This window comes from Sphingopyxis sp. OAS728 (assembly GCF_014873485.1).
Taxonomy (GTDB): Bacteria; Pseudomonadota; Alphaproteobacteria; order Sphingomonadales; family Sphingomonadaceae; genus Sphingopyxis.
In genome coordinates this window covers 831,639-847,588 of record NZ_JADBDT010000001.1, presented here as the reverse complement: position 1 = coordinate 847,588, position 15,950 = coordinate 831,639, and the positions used below count along the sequence as shown (strand labels likewise).

Genomic DNA, 15,950 nt, shown 5'->3' with positions numbered 1-15,950 from the left:
GACTATGCGCCTCTCTGCCGTCATCGCCGGCGCACTCGCCATCGTTGCGATCCCAGCCTGTGCGTGGGAGGTGATCCGCCTGTCGTCCGACCCGGTGCCCGCAACCTCGAAGGAAGTGCGCGAGACCGGGGCATTCGGGACGATCGTGCGCAATGTATCCGACGCGACGCTGACCCCATATGTCGCCGACAAGCCCAACGGCACCGCGGTGATCGTCGCGCCCGGCGGCGGCTTTCATATGCTGTCGATCGACAATGAGGGCGAGGCGGTCGCGAAGTGGCTGAACAGCCAGGGCGTCACTGCCTTCGTGCTCAAATATCGGCTGCTCGAAACCGGCGCGGATTTTCCGCTCCAGATGATGCGCTACCTCTCCAATCTTCCCTCGTTGCGCGCCGCCGTCGAACCGCTGCGCCCGCTCGCGACCGCCGACGGCGAGAATGCGGTGAAGTGGGTGCGCAAGAACGCGGCCCGTTACGGCATCAAATCGAACCGCGTCGGCCTGATGGGCTTTTCGGCGGGCGGCGCGGTGACGGTATGGACGCTGGCGGCGAACAAGCCCGCGAGCCGTCCCGATTTCGCGATCGCCATCTATCCCGGCCTGCTCCCCGATACGGTCGCGGTGCCGAAGAAGGCGCCGCCGCTGTTCGTCGCGGCCGCGAAGGACGACAAGCTCGCCTATGACGACAGCGTCCGCCTCGCCGCAGCGTGGAAGGCGGCGGGCGCAAGCAGCACGATCGTAACTTACGAGAGCGGAGGCCATGGTTTCGGCATGAAGAAGAGCGGCAAACCAAGCGACGCATGGACCGACGCGATGGCGACGTGGATGCGCGGTCAGGGACTGGTCGGCAAATGAGGACCGCATCGTTCCTCCTCCTCGCCAGCGGATCGCTGCTCGCGGGCTGTACCGCGAACGAGCCGGCACCCGCGCCGACGCCCGCCGTGCAAAAAATCGGCAGCTGCGAGGCGCTGACCGGCTTGGCGCTCAAGGACGGCAAGGTCGACGCCGCGACCTCGCTCGCGGGCGGTGCGATGGTCAATCTCGAGGCGGGCAAACCCGGCCTGCCGGCTCCCGCCGCATTCTGCCGCGTGCAAGCCACGCTCTCGCCCGTGCCCGGATCGTCGATCAAGGTCGAGGTGTGGCTGCCCGAGCGTGCGGGCTGGAACGGCAAGCTGCTCGGCGCGGGCAATGGCGGCTTCGGCGCGAACATGCTGCTTCCGTCGCTGCTGATGCGCGGCGCGGTGCAAAAGGGCTATGCCGCGGTCGGCACCGACATGGGGCATTTCAGCGAAGCCGATGTCGACGCAAGCTGGGCACTGAACGCGCCCGAGAAGATCCGCGACTATGGCTGGCGCGCCAATCATGTCGGCGCCGAGACCGCGAAACAGGTGATCGCGGCTTTTTATGAAAACCCGCTCGCGGCGAGCTATTTCCACGGCTGCTCGGACGGCGGGCGGCAGGCGCTGACGCTCGCGCAGCGTTACCCTGCGGACTATGACGCGATCATCGCGGGCGCCCCGGCGATGCCGTGGACGCGCATGGCGAGCGCCTTTGCGAACAATGCCGTCGCCGCGAACAAGCCCGGCGCCGACCTCTCGATGGCGAAGCTGAAATTGCTTCAGGCGGCATCGCTAGGGGCGTGCGACGCACTCGATGGGGTGAAGGACGGCGTGATCGACGATCCGCGTGCGTGCCATTTCGACCCCGCCAAGCTCGCATGCAAGGGCGGTGAGGGCGCCGATTGCCTGACGCCCGGCGAAGTTGCGACCGCAAAGCTGTTCTACGAAGGTCCGAAGAGTGCAGACGGCAAGAGCTTCTACCCCGGTTTCGCACCCGGCGCCGAGGCCGAGGCAGGCACCTGGTCGCAGTGGCTGACCGGCAAGGCGTCGCAGCATGTGAAGTTCGGCACCGCCTTCTTCCGCTATTTCGTCCACGCCAATCCCGACTGGCAGCTCTCCGACTTCAACCTCGATCGCGACTATGAGCTGGCGAAGGCGCGCGTCGGCGGCGATCTCGATGCCGACAGCACCGACCTCCGCGCCTTCTACAAGCGCGGCGGCAAGCTGATCCTCTATCACGGCTGGAACGACGCCGGCATTCCGGCGCAGAACACCGTCGATTATTACGAGCGTCTGGTCGCCGCGAACCCGAAGGCCGCCGCGACTTCGGTTCGCCTGTTCATGGTGCCGGGCATGTCGCACTGCCTTGCGGGACCGGGACCGAACAATTTCGATCCGCTGACCGCGCTCGACGGCTGGCGGCAGGGCGGGCCCGCGCCCGAACGCATCGTCGCGACCAAGTTCGACAACGATCTGTTCGCCTATATCGGCCTTCCAGCAAAGGCCGGACGGACGCGGCCGCTCTGCGCGTTCCCGAAGGTCGCGAAGTGGGACGGTAAGGGTTCGACCGATGAAGCCGCGAGCTTCGCGTGCGAGGCACCCGGAAAATGACGAGCCATGTGAAAGGGGCGACCGAACCGCCGCTGATCGAGCACACGATCGGCCACGCGCTCGCGCTTGCCGCCGAACGCTGGGGCGACCAGGACGCGCTGGTGTCGGTGGGGCAGGGTATCAGGTGGAATTCCGCCGAGCTGCTCGAACGGTCCGATGCTTTCGCTGCGGGATTGCTTGCGCTCGGGCTGAACTCCGGCGACCGGATCGGCATATGGGCGCCCAATTGCGTCGAATGGACACTGACCCAGTTCGCGGCGGCGCGCGCCGGGCTGATCCTCGTCACGATCAACCCCGCCTATCGTCTGTCCGAGGTCGAATATACGATCAACAAGGTGGGCTTGTCCGCGCTCGTCGCCGCGCGCAGTTTCAAGACGAGCGACTATCCGGCGATGATCGAGGAACTCGCGCCCGAGATCGTACCGAGCACGCCCGGACAGCTTCACGCCGCGCGTCTGCCGACGCTGCGCTCGCTGATCCTGATCGGCACGGATGCGCGGCCCGGCTGGTTGCGCTTCAACGACGCGGTTGCGCTCGCTACCGATGCCGACCGCCAGCGCCTCGCGGCGATCGGGCCGACGCTCGATCCGGACGACGCGATCAACATCCAGTTCACCAGCGGTACCACCGGCCTGCCGAAGGGCGCGACGCTCAGCCATCGCAACATCCTCAACAACGGCTATTTCGTCGGCCGCACGCAGGGGCTGGGCGAGGGCGACCGCATCTGCATCCCGGTGCCGCTCTATCATTGCTTCGGCATGGTGATGGGCAATCTGGCCAGCATCACCCATGGCGCGGCGATGGTCTATCCGTCGGAGGGTTTCGATCCCGAAGCGGTGCTGCGCGCGGTCGAGGCCGAACGCTGCACGGCGCTCTATGGTGTGCCGACGATGTTCATTGCGGTGCTCGCGCATCCCGATTTCGACAAGTTCGATATGTCGTCGCTCCGCACCGGCTGCATGGCGGGGGCGATATGCCCCGAGCCGCTGATGCGGCAGGTCGTCGAGCGGCTCAACATGCGCGACGTAACGATCGCCTACGGGATGACCGAAACCAGCCCGGTAAGCTTCCAGACCGCGCCCGACGATCCCTTCGAGCGCCGCGTCGGTTCGATCGGCCGCGTCCAGCCGCACCTCGAATGCAAGATCGTCGACACCGATGGCAACATCGTCGCCTCGGGCGAACCCGGCGAACTCTGCACGCGCGGCTATTCGGTGATGATCGGTTACTGGGACGAGCCCGAACGCACCGCGGATTCGATCGACGCCGACGGCTGGATGCATTCGGGCGACCTCGCAACAATCGACACGGAAGGTTACGGCAATATCGTCGGCCGCCTGAAGGACATGGTGATCCGCGGCGGCGAGAATATCTATCCGCGCGAGGTCGAAGATTATCTCTATCGCCATCCCGCGGTCGAAGATGTCGCGGTGGTCGGCATCCCCGATGAGCGCATGGGCGAAGAGCTGTGCGCTTGGGTGCGTTTGAAGCCCGGCGCGGAGGCGAGCGCCGACGATATTCGCGAGTTCTGCCGCGGCCAGATCGCCCACTATAAAGTCCCGCGTTACGTGCGTATCGTCGGTGAGTTCCCCACCACGGTGACAGGGAAAGTCCAGAAATATCTGATCAGAGAAGCGATGGTCGCCGATCTTCAAAAGGAAGAAGTAAAATGAAAACTGCGATATTTATTGCGGCGCTGATGGCTGCCGCCCCCGCATTCGCCCAAGGCGCCGCTGCGCCGGCACCGGCTCCCGCCGCACCCGCCCCGGCGCCTACTGCGCCCGCGAGCGATGCGAAGTTCAATCTCGACACCCCGCTGCAGGACATCGTCGCCGACGAAAAGGGCAAGGCGGTGATCGAAAAGCATTTCCCCGGCATGATCGCGCTGCCCGAATATGAGATGTTCAAGGCAATCAGCCTGACGCAGCTCCAGCCCTATTCGAACGGCAAGATCACCGACGAGATGCTGGCCGCGGCGGCCAAGGATCTGGCGGAGATCAAGTGATGAAGAGCCGGGCAGCCTATCTGGCGGCAACATTGCTGTCCTCCACGGTGGCGCTGTCCGGCGCACAGGCGCAGGATATGGTCTACAAGGATAAATCGGCGCCGCTCGAGGCGCGCGTCGACGATCTGATGATGCGGCTGACGCTCGACGAGAAGATCCTGCTGCTCGCTGGCGAAAGCTCGATGACGCTGAACCCGATTCCGCGGCTCGGTATCCCCTCGATCCGCATGACCGACGGGCCGACCGGCGTGCGCTCGCCCGACGGCAAGCCCGCCACGGTCTTTCCGGTCGGCGTCGCGATGGCGGCGACCTGGAACCCCGACCTCACGGCAAAGGTCGGCGCGGCGATCGGCAAGGAAACGCTCGCGCACGGCGCGGACGTGCTGCTCGCTCCGACGGTCAATATCGTGCGCACCCCGCGCTGGGGCCGCAATTTCGAAACCTATTCCGAAGACCCCTATTTGGCGGGCCAGATCGGGCTCGGCTATGTGAAGGGTGCGCAGGGCGCGGGCATCGGCGTCTCGCTCAAGCATTTCGCCGCGAACAATCAGGAAACCAATCGCTTCATCGTCGACTCGGTCGTCGATCCGCGGACGCTGCGCGAAATCTATCTCCCGGCGTTCGAGACGGTGATCAAACAGGGCGATCCCTGGTCGGTGATGGCGTCGTACAACAAGATCAACGGTACCCATGCGGCCGAGAATCGCTGGCTGCTCACCGACCTGCTCAAGGGCGAATGGGGCTATAAGGGCATTGTCGTGTCCGACTGGGGTGCGGTCCATTCGACCGCCACAACCGTCAACGCCGGCATGGACCTCGAAATGCCCGGACCGCCGAACCATTTCGGGCCGAAGCTCAGGAAAGCGGTCGACGAGGGCAAGGTCACGACCGCGCAGCTCGACGACAATGCGCGCCGCATGGTGCGGTTGATCGTGCGCAGCGGTGCGATCGAACGCGGCGTCGCCCGCCCCGTGGCCGAACAAACCCCGCGTAACGCCGCGCTCGCGCAAAGCGCCGCCGAGGAGGCGATCGTCCTGCTCAAAAACAGCGGCGTCCTGCCGCTTCCCTCGTCGATCAAGTCGCTCGCGGTGATCGGTCCGAACGCCGATGTCGTGCGCATCCAGGGCGGCGGGAGCTCGGCGGTGGTGCCGTTCGAGACGAGCACACCGCTCGCGGCGCTCAAGGCGGCGCTGCCGGGGGTGAAGATCGATTACGCCCGCGGCGTCGACAATGAAGAAACGCCGCCGGGGGCGAACCCCAAGCTGTTCAGTCCGGGGCAGGACCGCAGCGTCACCGGCCTCGCGGCAACCTATTACGCCAACGCCGATATGAGCGGCGAGCCGGTCAAGCGCGAAACCGCGACGAGCTTCCTCAAGCGGATCAGCGGCAATATCGCAGGGCCGCAGGTCACCGGCTATGCGGCGTTTCGCTGGGAAGGGCTGTTCTGGCCCGACAAGAGCGGGACCTATGAATTCAGCACGCGCGGCACCGGCAATGCGACGATCACCCTCGACGGCAAGACCGTGCTCAGCAAGGAAAGCGCGTCGAAGCCCGATATCCGCGACGTGCTCGGCTTCCCGATCCCGCGCCGGACGGTCTCGGTCCAGCTCGAAGCCGGGCGCAGCTATCCGATCCGCATCGACTATGTCACCGGCCAGACCCCTTATGAATATTTGAGCTTCGGCATCCGCGAACCGCTGCCGTCGTTCGAAGCGGCGGTTGCGGCGGCGCGCGGCGCCGATGCAGCAGTGGTATTCGTGGGTTCTTCCTCGACGACCGAAGGCGAAGGCTATGACCGCGCGTCGCTCGATCTACCGGGCGACCAGAACAAGCTTGTCGAGGCGATCATTGCCGCCAATCCGAAGACCGCGGTCGTCGTCAACGCGGGGGCCGCAATGACGATGCCCTGGTCCGACAAGGCACCTGCGATCGTCGATATGTGGCTGCCGGGCGAGGGCGGCGCGGCGGCGCTCGCCAATGTGCTTACCGGCAAGGTCAACCCGTCGGGCAAGCTGCCCGTCACTTTCCCGGTCCGGACCGAGGATGATGCTATCAACCTCAAGGGCGCCAAGACGCCTTATTCTGAAGGGCTGCTCGTCGGGTATCGCGGCTATGTCGCGAAGGGCGTCAAGCCGCTCTTCGCATTCGGCCATGGGCTCAGCTACACGAGCTTTACATTTTCGGGCCTGTCGGCGCCGGCGCGGATCAAGGCTGGCGATGCGGTGCCCGTACGCCTGACGCTGCGCAACGACGGCAAGCGTGCCGGCAAGGAGGTGGTGCAGATCTACGTCGCGCCCGTCGCGCCAGCCGCCGGCGAGCCACCGATAGCGCTGCGCGGTTTCGCAAAGGTCGAACTCGCGCCGAAAGCCCGCCGGACCGTCACCGTTACGCTCGATCCGCGGGCATTTTCGCAGTTTGACGCTGCCGCGGGACAGTGGAAGGTCGTATCAGGGCGCTACCGCATTCTTGTGGGATCTTCATCGGCCGATATCCGTGAAGCCCGCGAGGTCGAGGTTTTCGATTGATGGCGCGCGTGACGCCGGCCCGGCGCCTGACCATCGCAGGAACTTTCACCCTGAAACGGCGTTAACCGCATATCCAGACAGGATGATGTGGCGGAGCCTCCGCCGCTTCCGCGACTACGCGCGGGAGCGAGAGGAGGCGTGCGCCGGGTAAGGAGAATATCATGTTCAGATGGGCCATCATTTTCGCGGTCGTCGCGCTTGTCGCGGCGCTGCTCGGCTTTGGCGGCATTGCCGGACTTTCGGCGGACTTCGCCAAGATTCTGCTTGTTTTGGCGGTGATCCTCGTCGTTGTCGGCTTTCTGTTCGGCAGGGGCGGGCGCCGCACGCTACCCTGATCCATCCTCAACTTGCGAAGGCCGCGCGGGAGATAGTTAGCGCTCCCGCGCGGCTGTCGTGCGCATCTCGTCGATCGGGCTCAGCAGATAGGAGGCGAGCGAACGGCGGCCGGTCCTGATGTCGGCAGTCACCGCCATGCCCGGGGTCAGTGGGATCGCGCTGCCATCGCGCTGGATCGTCGCACGATCGAGCGCCACCCGCGCGGTGTAGACGAGCCCGCGCTTTTCGTCCTGAACAGCGTCCGAACTGATCTGCTCGAGCCTTCCCGGCACCGCGCCGTAGTGCGTGAAGGGAAAGGCCTCGACCTTGAGCGCGACCGGCTGGCCCGCGCGGACAAAGCCGACATCCTTGTTGTCGATCGTCACTTCGGCGACCAGCTTCCCGCGCGTCGGCACGATGATCATGATCGGCTTCGCTGCCTCGACCACGCCGCCGACGGTGTGGACGGCGAGCTGCGTGACGGTGCCGTCGACGGGGCTGACGAGGCGCTGTAGACTGCTGCGCTTCGTCGCCTTGGTCAGCTCTTCCTGACGCAGCCGCGCGTCGCTCTCGGCTTTTGCGAGGTCGGCGAGGATGCGGGCGCGCGCCTCGGCGATGGACTGGCTCGAGTTGCCGCCCGCCACCGCGATCTGCGCCTGTGCCTGGCGGGCGGTGGCGAGCGCGGCGTCGCGGTCGCGCGCCGCGACGAGACGCTGGCGGCGCATCTCGATCACACGCAGCTTGGAAACATAACCCTTCTCGAGCAATTTCTCGTTGGCGGCGATCTGCTCGTCGAGCAAGGGGAGGGTTTCATCGAGCTTGGCAGCCTGAATTTCCGCCTCGGCGCGCGCAGCGCGGGCGGATTGGGTGTCGGCGGCGCGCGTCTGGCTACCCGCCCTGATCTCGGCGAGCTGGGCGCGGGCGAGCGCGAGCTGGGTGGCGGCAACGTCGGCCGTGGTTCCGGCGGGCGGATTGAAGCTGAGACCCCCGCCGTCGAGCGCGGACAAGATGGCGCGGAGCCGCGCGGCGTCGAGCATCGCCGTCTCCAGCGCCATTCCCGCTTGCGCGGCGTCGGCGTCCGAGACGGTGGGATCGAGTTCGACCAGCGGCTGGCCGGCGCGGACGCGCTGACCGTCGCGCACCAATATGGCGTGGACGATCCCGCCCGCGCCGGGCTGGATCAGCTTGACGTCGTCGGCGGGCACCAGCTTTCCCGGTGCCGAGGCGACAACATCGACGCGTCCAAACGCCAGCCAGAGCAGCGTGACCGCGAGCAGACCTAGCAACGCCCAGGCCGTGACCCGCGCGGTCGGCGACACGGGGCGCTCGACCACTTCGAGCGCGGCGGGAAGGAAATCGGCCTCCTCGACGCGTAACGCACCGCGCGACCGTGCCCGCTCATTGTCGAGCGCGTCGCGAACGGCGGTCCAGTGGCGGGTGATCGCGTTCATGCCGCGGCCCCCGCCTGAACGCCGATCTGGCGCTGATGGAGCGCGGCATAACGGCCGCCGAGGTGGAGCAGCTCGTCATGCGTGCCGCTTTCGACGATGCGCCCCTTGTCGAGCGTCAGGATGCGGTCGCACTGGCGGATTGCCGAGAGGCGGTGCGCGATGATCAGCACGGTGCGGCCCGCCGCAATCGCTTTCAAATTGCGCTGGACGATCTCCTCGCTCTCGGCATCGAGCGCCGAGGTGGCCTCGTCGAGGATCAGGATGCGCGGATTGGTGATCAGCGCGCGCGCGATGGCGAGCCGCTGCCGCTGCCCGCCGGAGAAGTTGACGCCGCGTTCCTCGACGATCGTGTCATAGCCCCGCGGCAGCTCGAGGATAAAATCATGCGCGCCGGCGAGGCGCGCGGCGGTCATCACCCGCTCGATCGGCGTGACAGGATCGGCGAGCGCGATATTGTCGCGGATCGAGCGGTTGAACAGGATATTCTCCTGCAAAACCACCCCGATCTGGCGACGCAGCCAGGCGGGGTCGATCTGGGCGATGTCGACGCCGTCGATCAGCACGCGGCCACTTGCGGGCAGATAGAGGCGCTGGAGCAATTTGGTGAGGGTCGATTTGCCCGATCCCGAGGCGCCGGCGATCCCAAGCGTCGCACCGGCGGGCAGGTCGATGTCGATGTCGTCGAGCGTCCACGGGCCTTCGGCAGAATAGCGGAAGCGGACGCTCTCGAAACGGATATGACCGGCCAGCGCGGGCAAGGCGGTGCGCGATCCCACGCCGGGCTCGGCGCCCGTGTTGAGGATGTCGCCCATCCGCGCGACCGAGAGGCGGACCTGCTGAAAGTCCTGCCAGAGCTGCGCCATGCGGATGACCGGGCCCGACACGCGCTGGGCGAACATGTTGAACGCCACGAGTCCGCCGATCGTCAGCGCGCCGGCGATCACCTGTTGCGCGCCGAAGAACAAGATTGCGGCGAGGCTGAGCTTCGAGATGAGCTGGACCGCCTGGCTGCCCGAATTGCCGAGGTTGATCACGCGCTGGCTGGCGGCGCTATATGCGGCGAGCTGGCGTTCCCAGCGGTCCTGCCATTGCGGCTCGACCGCGGCTGCCTTGAGCGTCTGCATGCCCGAAACGCTCTCGACGAGCAGCGCGTTGTTCGCGGCGCCGCGCGCGAATTTCTCGTCGAGCCGGCGGCGCAGGGGGCCGGTCACGACGAGCGAAACGATCACATAGGCGGGAAGGGTGAGCGCGACGATGACGAAGAGCAAAGGCGAATAGAGCCACATCGCGATCATGAAGACGATCGTGAACAGCGGATCGATCAGGACCGTGAGCGAGGCATTGGTCATGAATTCGCGCACCGTTTCCAGCTCGCGCACCCGGGTGACGGTGTCGCCGACGCGGCGGTTCTCGAAATAGGCGAGCGGCAGGCGGAGCAGGTGGCGGAAAAGGCGGCTGCCGAGCTCGACGTCCAGTTTCTGGCTCGTTTCCGAATAGAGCCGGGTGCGCAGCCAGCCGAAGGCGACTTCCCAGAGCGAGACGGCCACGAGCCCGATGGCGAGCACCTGAAGCGTGGCGAAGCTGTTGTGCGCCAGCACCTTGTCGACGACATTCTGGAAAAAGAGCGGCGCGGCGAGGCCGAGAAGATTGAGCGCGAGGGTGATCAGCAGCACCTCGCCGATCAGCTTCCGATATTTGACGATCTGGGGAACGAACCACGTCATGTCAAAGGCGGGCGCGGCGACCTGCGCGGTATCGCGGGTGGTAATGAGAAGCAGTTCGCCCGACCAGCGGGCCTCCAGCGCGGCACGCTCCCAGCGCTCGATCTCGGCACCGGGGCGCTGGACCGCGACGGCATCCTCGCCGACGCGGCCGATCACGAACCAGCCCTCGGCGCCGCCGGCCATCACCGGCATCGGGAGACGCCGCAATCGTTCGAAATCGGCGGTCGTGGCGCGCGCGCGGACGCCTTCGATTCGCTTTGCCAGGCGCACAAGGTCGGATGACGTGACGGGGTCCGAATGGCCGAGGCTGTGGCGCAGTTCGACCGGATCCGCGAGAATGCGGTGCATCGCGAGGATCTGCGCGAAGGCGGCGAGCGCGGTGTCCGCGGGCGGCTCCGACGTCCCGAGGGACAGATCCTGCTGCACGGTGCGTCTCCGATCGGATTCTTGGGGCGTGGACAATCTGCGGGGTGCGGCAACATGAACCGTCCGGCACGAATCTTGGTAGCCGCCCAAGGCTGGAGAGCGAAGGCGCCCCCGCTCCAGTCGTCGGAGCAAAGGGGCAACTCGGCTTTCGCAGGTGCAGCATATGGTTGACCCGGCTGGTGTCGCGGGCTGTCTGGTCGAGTGGGGGGTATGTTTTCAGGCTTATGACGGGAGCCCTGCCATGCCCACCCTCTACATCTCGCCGACCGGCAGCGGTTCGGGCGACGGCTCGAGCGCGGCGAACGCCGCGACGCTGAAGGACTTGCCCCAGCTGATTGCGGCGGCGGGGCCGGGTGGGCAGGTGCTGCTGCTCGCCGATCAGGGCGCTTATACCGCGCCGACGGGGGCGCTCGCGATCGTCGGGGGCGGAACGGCGAGCGCGCCGGTGACGATCCGCGGGGTCGACAGCGCGGGCAATGCGATGGCGGCGACGATCGCCGGGACGCGGTCCGAGCCCTTCGATCCGGCCAATCCGTCGGGCGAGGAAGTGTTTCGGCTGCTGAGCGGCGCGGACAATCTGCGCTTCAGCGATCTGGCTTTCGAGAATGTCGGAACGGCCTTTCGCGTCGGCGCCGATGTGCGCAACCTCTCGATCGAGCATGTCGATGCCGCGAACGTCTCGCGCTTCTTTGACAATATGGTCTCGGGCGCCAATGCCAGCGCGACGATCTCCGGGCTGACGATCCGCGACGTCGCAGTCGACGGCTATTCGAAGGGCGCGATCCGCGTCCAGTACGACAGCAACAATGTGCTGATCGAGGATGTGCGCGGCGACAGCCAGTTTCAGGACGGCGATAATTTCGCGATCGGCGTCCATATCACCGGCACCGCGCACGATGTGACGATCGACCGCGTCGCCATGCGCAACGCGCTCGATACGGTGAATGATTATCGCAACGGCGACGGTTTCGCGACCGAGCGCGGTACCTATGACATCACGTTGCGCAATGTGATCGCCACGGGCAACAGCGATGGCGGGCTCGACCTCAAGAGCGACAATATCGTGGTCGACGGCGCGATCGTATCGGGCAACGGCCGTAATGTCCGTCTGTGGGGCACGGGCGCGCAATTGAGCAACATCGTCAGCCTCGATGCCGGGGCGCCGTTGGCCGGTGGCAATCGCGAGCATATCTGGCTGGCCGAGGGTGCGAATGCGACGATCGACGGGGCCTTCTTTTCCGATCCCGGCTCGCCGACCCTGTTCAACCTTGCCGAAAGGAACGGCGCGCTGACGGTGCGCGACTATGGCCTCGCGACCGGGACGGGCACGCTGACCTGGAAGAAGGGCACGGGATCCGTGCTCACGCTGGAAGGGCAGCGCGTGGTGGTCGCGGCCGGGACGGCGGGCGACGATATGATCGGCGGTACCGCGGGCGCCGATTTGCTGATCGGCGGTGCCGGTAAAGACATGCTGGTCGGCAACGCCGGCGACGATGTGCTCAGCGGCGGTGCGGGCGCGGACATATTGGTCGGCGGAGCGGGACGCGACATGCTCAGCTACGCGGGCAGCGATGCCGCGGTGCGCGTCGACCTGATGCGGCTTACCGCCAGCGGCGGCGATGCCGCGGGCGACCTGTTCGACGGGTTCGAGGATGTCGAGGGTTCGGCCTTCGCCGACGTGCTCGCGGGCGACAAGGCCGCGAACCGGCTGTTCGGCGGAGCGGGCGACGATGCGCTTTCGGGCGGGCTAGGCGACGACCTGCTCGACGGCGGTGCCGGCGCGGACCTGCTCGACGGCGGCGCGGGATTCGACCGGGTGGACTATGGCAGCAGCGGTGCGGGCGTCGTCGTCGATCTGGCCGATGGCGGCGCAAGCGGCGGCGAGGCGGCGGGCGACCATCTGATCGGTATCGAGGCGGTCGAGGGCTCGAGCTTCGCCGACAGTCTTTCCGGCACCGAAGGGGCGGATGCCTTCGGCGGCGGCGCGGGCGATGACCGGATCGACGGCCGCGGCGGCGACGATTTGCTCGTTGGCGGCGCGGGTGCCGACACGCTGATCGGCGGGGCGGGGTTCGACAGCGCCGACTATTCGGCCAGCGGTGCGGCGGTCACGGTCGATCTCGCCTTGGGCACCGGCAGCGGCGGAGACGCACAGGGCGACCGGCTCGAGGGGATCGAGCGGCTCATCGGCTCTGCCTTTGGCGATGTGCTGACCGGCGACACCTTCGACAACGTGCTGGCCGGCGGTGCGGGCGCGGACCGGCTGACGGGCGGCGCAGGGATCGATACCGCCGATTATTCGGCGAGCGGCGCAGCGGTGACTGCAGTGCTGGGCGGTACGGGCAGCGGCGGCAACGCAGCGGGTGACGTGCTGACCGAGATCGAGAATTTGGTCGGCAGCGGCTTTGGCGACGTGCTCGTCGGCGACGGCGCGGCCAATTTGCTGTCGGGCGGTGCCGGCGACGACCGGCTGGTCGGCAACGGCGGGGCCGACCGGCTCGACGGCGGCGCGGGTGTCGACATTGCCGACTTTTCCGCCAGCGCGAGCGCGGTAACGGCGGACCTTGCTGCGGGCACGGCTTCGGGCGGGGTGACGCTCGTCGCGATCGAAGGCCTGATCGGCTCGGCGTTCGACGATGTGCTGAACGGCGATGCGGGCGAAAATTTGCTGGTCGGCGGCGCGGGCGCGGACCTGATCGACGGGCGCGACGGCCATGATGCCGCCGACTATTCGGGCTCGGCGGCGGCGGTGCAGGTCGATCTCGCGCTGTCGGTGCAGGGCGGCACCGGCGATGCCGCGGGCGACCGGCTGACGAGTATCGAAGCGCTGGTCGGATCGGCCTTCGACGATGCGCTGGCCGGGGTAGGCGCCGATGAGGCGCTGTACGGCGGCGCGGGGGCGGACCGGCTCGACGGGCGCGGCGGCGATGATCTGCTTCAGGGCGGCGCGGGCGCCGACGTGCTGATCGGCGGGGAGGGCATCGATACGGTCGATTACAGCGCCAATGCGGGCGCCGTCTCGATCAACCTCCAGACCGGCGCGAGCAGTGGCGGCGACGCCGAGGGCGACCGGTTCGACGGCGTCGAGCGTTTCATCGGTACGGCTTTTGCCGACACACTGATCGGCGATGGCGGCGACCAGATTTTCGTCGGCGGGGCGGGCAGCGACCGGCTCGACGGGGCGGGCGGGTTCGATACGGCGGTCTATTCGAACAGCGCCCTTGGCGTGAAGGTCAATCTCGCCACCGGCGCCGTGTCCGGCGGCGATGCGCAAGGCGACAGTCTGTCGGGGATCGAGGCAGTCGTGGGCAGTGGTTTCGCCGACACGCTCACGGGCGATGCGAACGCGAACCGGCTCGAAGGCGGGGCGGGCAACGACATACTCGATGGCGCCGCGGGCGCCGATGCGATGATCGGCGGCACCGGGGACGACTCCTTTGTCGTCGACGACGCCGGCGACCAGGTGATCGAGACGATCGGCGGCGGGGTCGATATCGTGCGCACCAGCCTGTCCTCGTTGACGCTTGCCGATGGTGTCGAAGATTTGAGCTACACCGGCAGCGGTGGCTTTACCGGCACCGGCAATGCGCTCGATAACAGCCTCTATGGCAAGGCGCTGGATGACGCGCTCTACGGTCTCGATGGTGACGACAAGCTGGTGGGCGGCGCAGGCGCCGACCTGCTCGACGGCGGGGCGGGGCGCGACCAGGTCGATTACACCAAGTCCGCCGCGATCACCGTGAACCTCGTCACCAACGTCAATCGCGGTGGCGAGGCCGAAGGCGACCGGCTGGTCGACATCGAAACGGTAACCGGCTCCAACTATGCCGACAGCATCACCGGCAGCGACGATGCGCTGGTCGGCGACATCCTTTATGGGCGGGGCGGCGACGATCTCCTGTTCGGCGGCGCCGGCGACGACCAGCTCGACGGGGGCAGCGGCAACGATGTGATGCGCGGCGGCAGCGGCAACGACCTCTATGTGGTCTTCGAGGCCGGTGACCAGGTGATCGAGGCGGCGGGAGAGGGACGCGACCGCATCCGCACCGCCGCGACCAGCTACACGCTCGGCGCCAATATCGAGGAACTCGTCTACACCGGGACGATCGGCGCGACGATGACGGGCAATGCGCTCGACAATTTCATCGTCGGCAGCGGCGGCGAGGACCGGCTGAGCGGTGGTGACGGCGCCGACGTGCTGCGTGGCGGCGCGGGTGGCGATATACTCGACGGCGGCGCGGGATCGGACACGGTCGAATATGCCGGCTCGCTTGGCGGCGTGCTGGTCAACCTGCGCGCCCAGACCGCGACCGGCGGCGATGCGATGGGCGACCGGCTGATCAGTATCGAGAATGCGCAGGGCTCGGCCTTTGCCGATGTGCTGCTAGGTAGCGCCGGCGCCAATGTCCTGTCCGGCGGCGAAGGCGACGATGCGCTTTCGGGCGACGACGGCAACGACACGCTGCGCGGCGGCGCGGGGGCGGACCGGCTCGATGGCGGAAAGAATGAGGATATGTTGGCCGGTGAGGATGGCGACGACACGCTGTACGGCGGATCGCAGACCGACCGGCTTTATGGCGGTGGCGCCAACGACGTGCTGGTCGGCGATACCGAGTGGGTCTCGTCGCTCGCCGCCAGGGACACGCTCGACGGCGGCGATGGCGACGACGTGCTGATCGGCGACGGAATGAATATGACGGCGACCGGGATCGGCGGCGCCGATACGCTTATCGGCGGGCTCGGCAACGACGTGCTGATCGGCGATGCGGTGACGATGGCGGCCGGTGCGCGCGGCGGGGCGGACAAGTTGACCGGCGGCGGGGGGAGTGACCGCTTCGTCTTCGCGCGCGGTTCGGGTGCGGACGAGATCACCGACTTCACGCGCGGTGGCGCCGAGGCCGACCGGATCGACCTGAGCGCTTTCGATCTCGCCTATGAGGCGCTGCGCTTCACCACGAGCAGCGCCGGAGTGACGATCCAGCTAGGCGGCACCGACACGATCTTCGTGCGCGGGGTGACCGCGCTCGATCAGGCAGATTTCGTCTTCGGCTGAACC

General features: G+C 67.1%; 9 protein-coding genes. 7 read left to right on the top strand and 2 right to left on the bottom strand.

The genetic code is table 11. From position 1 onward, the window contains the following. The first annotated feature begins 4 nt into the window (after positions 1 to 4). From GGC65_RS04065 to GGC65_RS04040, 6 genes are all read left to right on the top strand, one after another. On the top strand, positions 5 to 853 hold the full coding sequence (locus GGC65_RS04065; protein WP_225940667.1) for an alpha/beta hydrolase: 849 nt from the start codon (positions 5 to 7) through the stop codon (positions 851 to 853). Next, on the top strand, positions 850 to 2,448 hold the full coding sequence (locus tag GGC65_RS04060; protein ID WP_192645986.1) for a tannase/feruloyl esterase family alpha/beta hydrolase: 1,599 nt from the start codon (positions 850 to 852) through the stop codon (positions 2,446 to 2,448). Before GGC65_RS04065 ends, GGC65_RS04060 begins: the two co-directional genes overlap by 4 nt. Beyond that, positions 2,445 to 4,121 carry an AMP-binding protein gene (locus GGC65_RS04055; protein ID WP_192645985.1) on the top strand — a complete coding sequence of 559 codons (1,677 nt, stop codon included), beginning with the start codon at positions 2,445 to 2,447 and terminating at the stop codon, positions 4,119 to 4,121. The genes GGC65_RS04060 and GGC65_RS04055 overlap by 4 nt, the downstream gene beginning before the upstream one ends. Then, positions 4,118 to 4,453 (top strand): hypothetical protein, encoded by a 336-nt coding sequence (locus tag GGC65_RS04050; RefSeq protein ID WP_225940666.1) that lies wholly within the window; start codon positions 4,118 to 4,120, stop codon positions 4,451 to 4,453. Before GGC65_RS04055 ends, GGC65_RS04050 begins: the two co-directional genes overlap by 4 nt. Continuing rightward, positions 4,453 to 6,978 (top strand): beta-glucosidase, encoded by a 2,526-nt coding sequence (locus GGC65_RS04045; protein ID WP_192645984.1) that lies wholly within the window; start codon positions 4,453 to 4,455, stop codon positions 6,976 to 6,978. The genes GGC65_RS04050 and GGC65_RS04045 overlap by 1 nt, the downstream gene beginning before the upstream one ends. A gap of 161 nt (positions 6,979 to 7,139) precedes the next feature. Next, positions 7,140 to 7,313 carry a DUF1328 family protein gene (locus tag GGC65_RS04040; RefSeq protein WP_192645983.1) on the top strand — a complete coding sequence of 58 codons (174 nt, stop codon included), beginning with the start codon at positions 7,140 to 7,142 and terminating at the stop codon, positions 7,311 to 7,313. Positions 7,314 to 7,349: 36 nt separating this feature from the next. Here GGC65_RS04040 and GGC65_RS04035 read toward each other — a convergent pair whose 3' ends face one another. Beyond that, positions 7,350 to 8,744 (bottom strand): HlyD family type I secretion periplasmic adaptor subunit, encoded by a 1,395-nt coding sequence (locus GGC65_RS04035; RefSeq protein WP_192645982.1) that lies wholly within the window; start codon positions 8,742 to 8,744, stop codon positions 7,350 to 7,352. After that, positions 8,741 to 10,894: a type I secretion system permease/ATPase gene (locus GGC65_RS04030; RefSeq protein ID WP_318780115.1), complete on the bottom strand. Its 2,154-nt coding sequence runs from the start codon at positions 10,892 to 10,894 to the stop codon at positions 8,741 to 8,743. The genes GGC65_RS04035 and GGC65_RS04030 overlap by 4 nt, the downstream gene beginning before the upstream one ends. 241 nt (positions 10,895 to 11,135) lie before the next feature. Between GGC65_RS04030 and GGC65_RS23250 the strand changes: the two genes are divergently transcribed. After that, the gene (locus tag GGC65_RS23250) at positions 11,136 to 15,947 is read left to right on the top strand and encodes a hypothetical protein (protein ID WP_264081020.1); all 4,812 of its coding nucleotides are present in this window, start codon (positions 11,136 to 11,138) and stop codon (positions 15,945 to 15,947) included. The last annotated feature ends 3 nt before the right edge of the window (positions 15,948 to 15,950 follow it).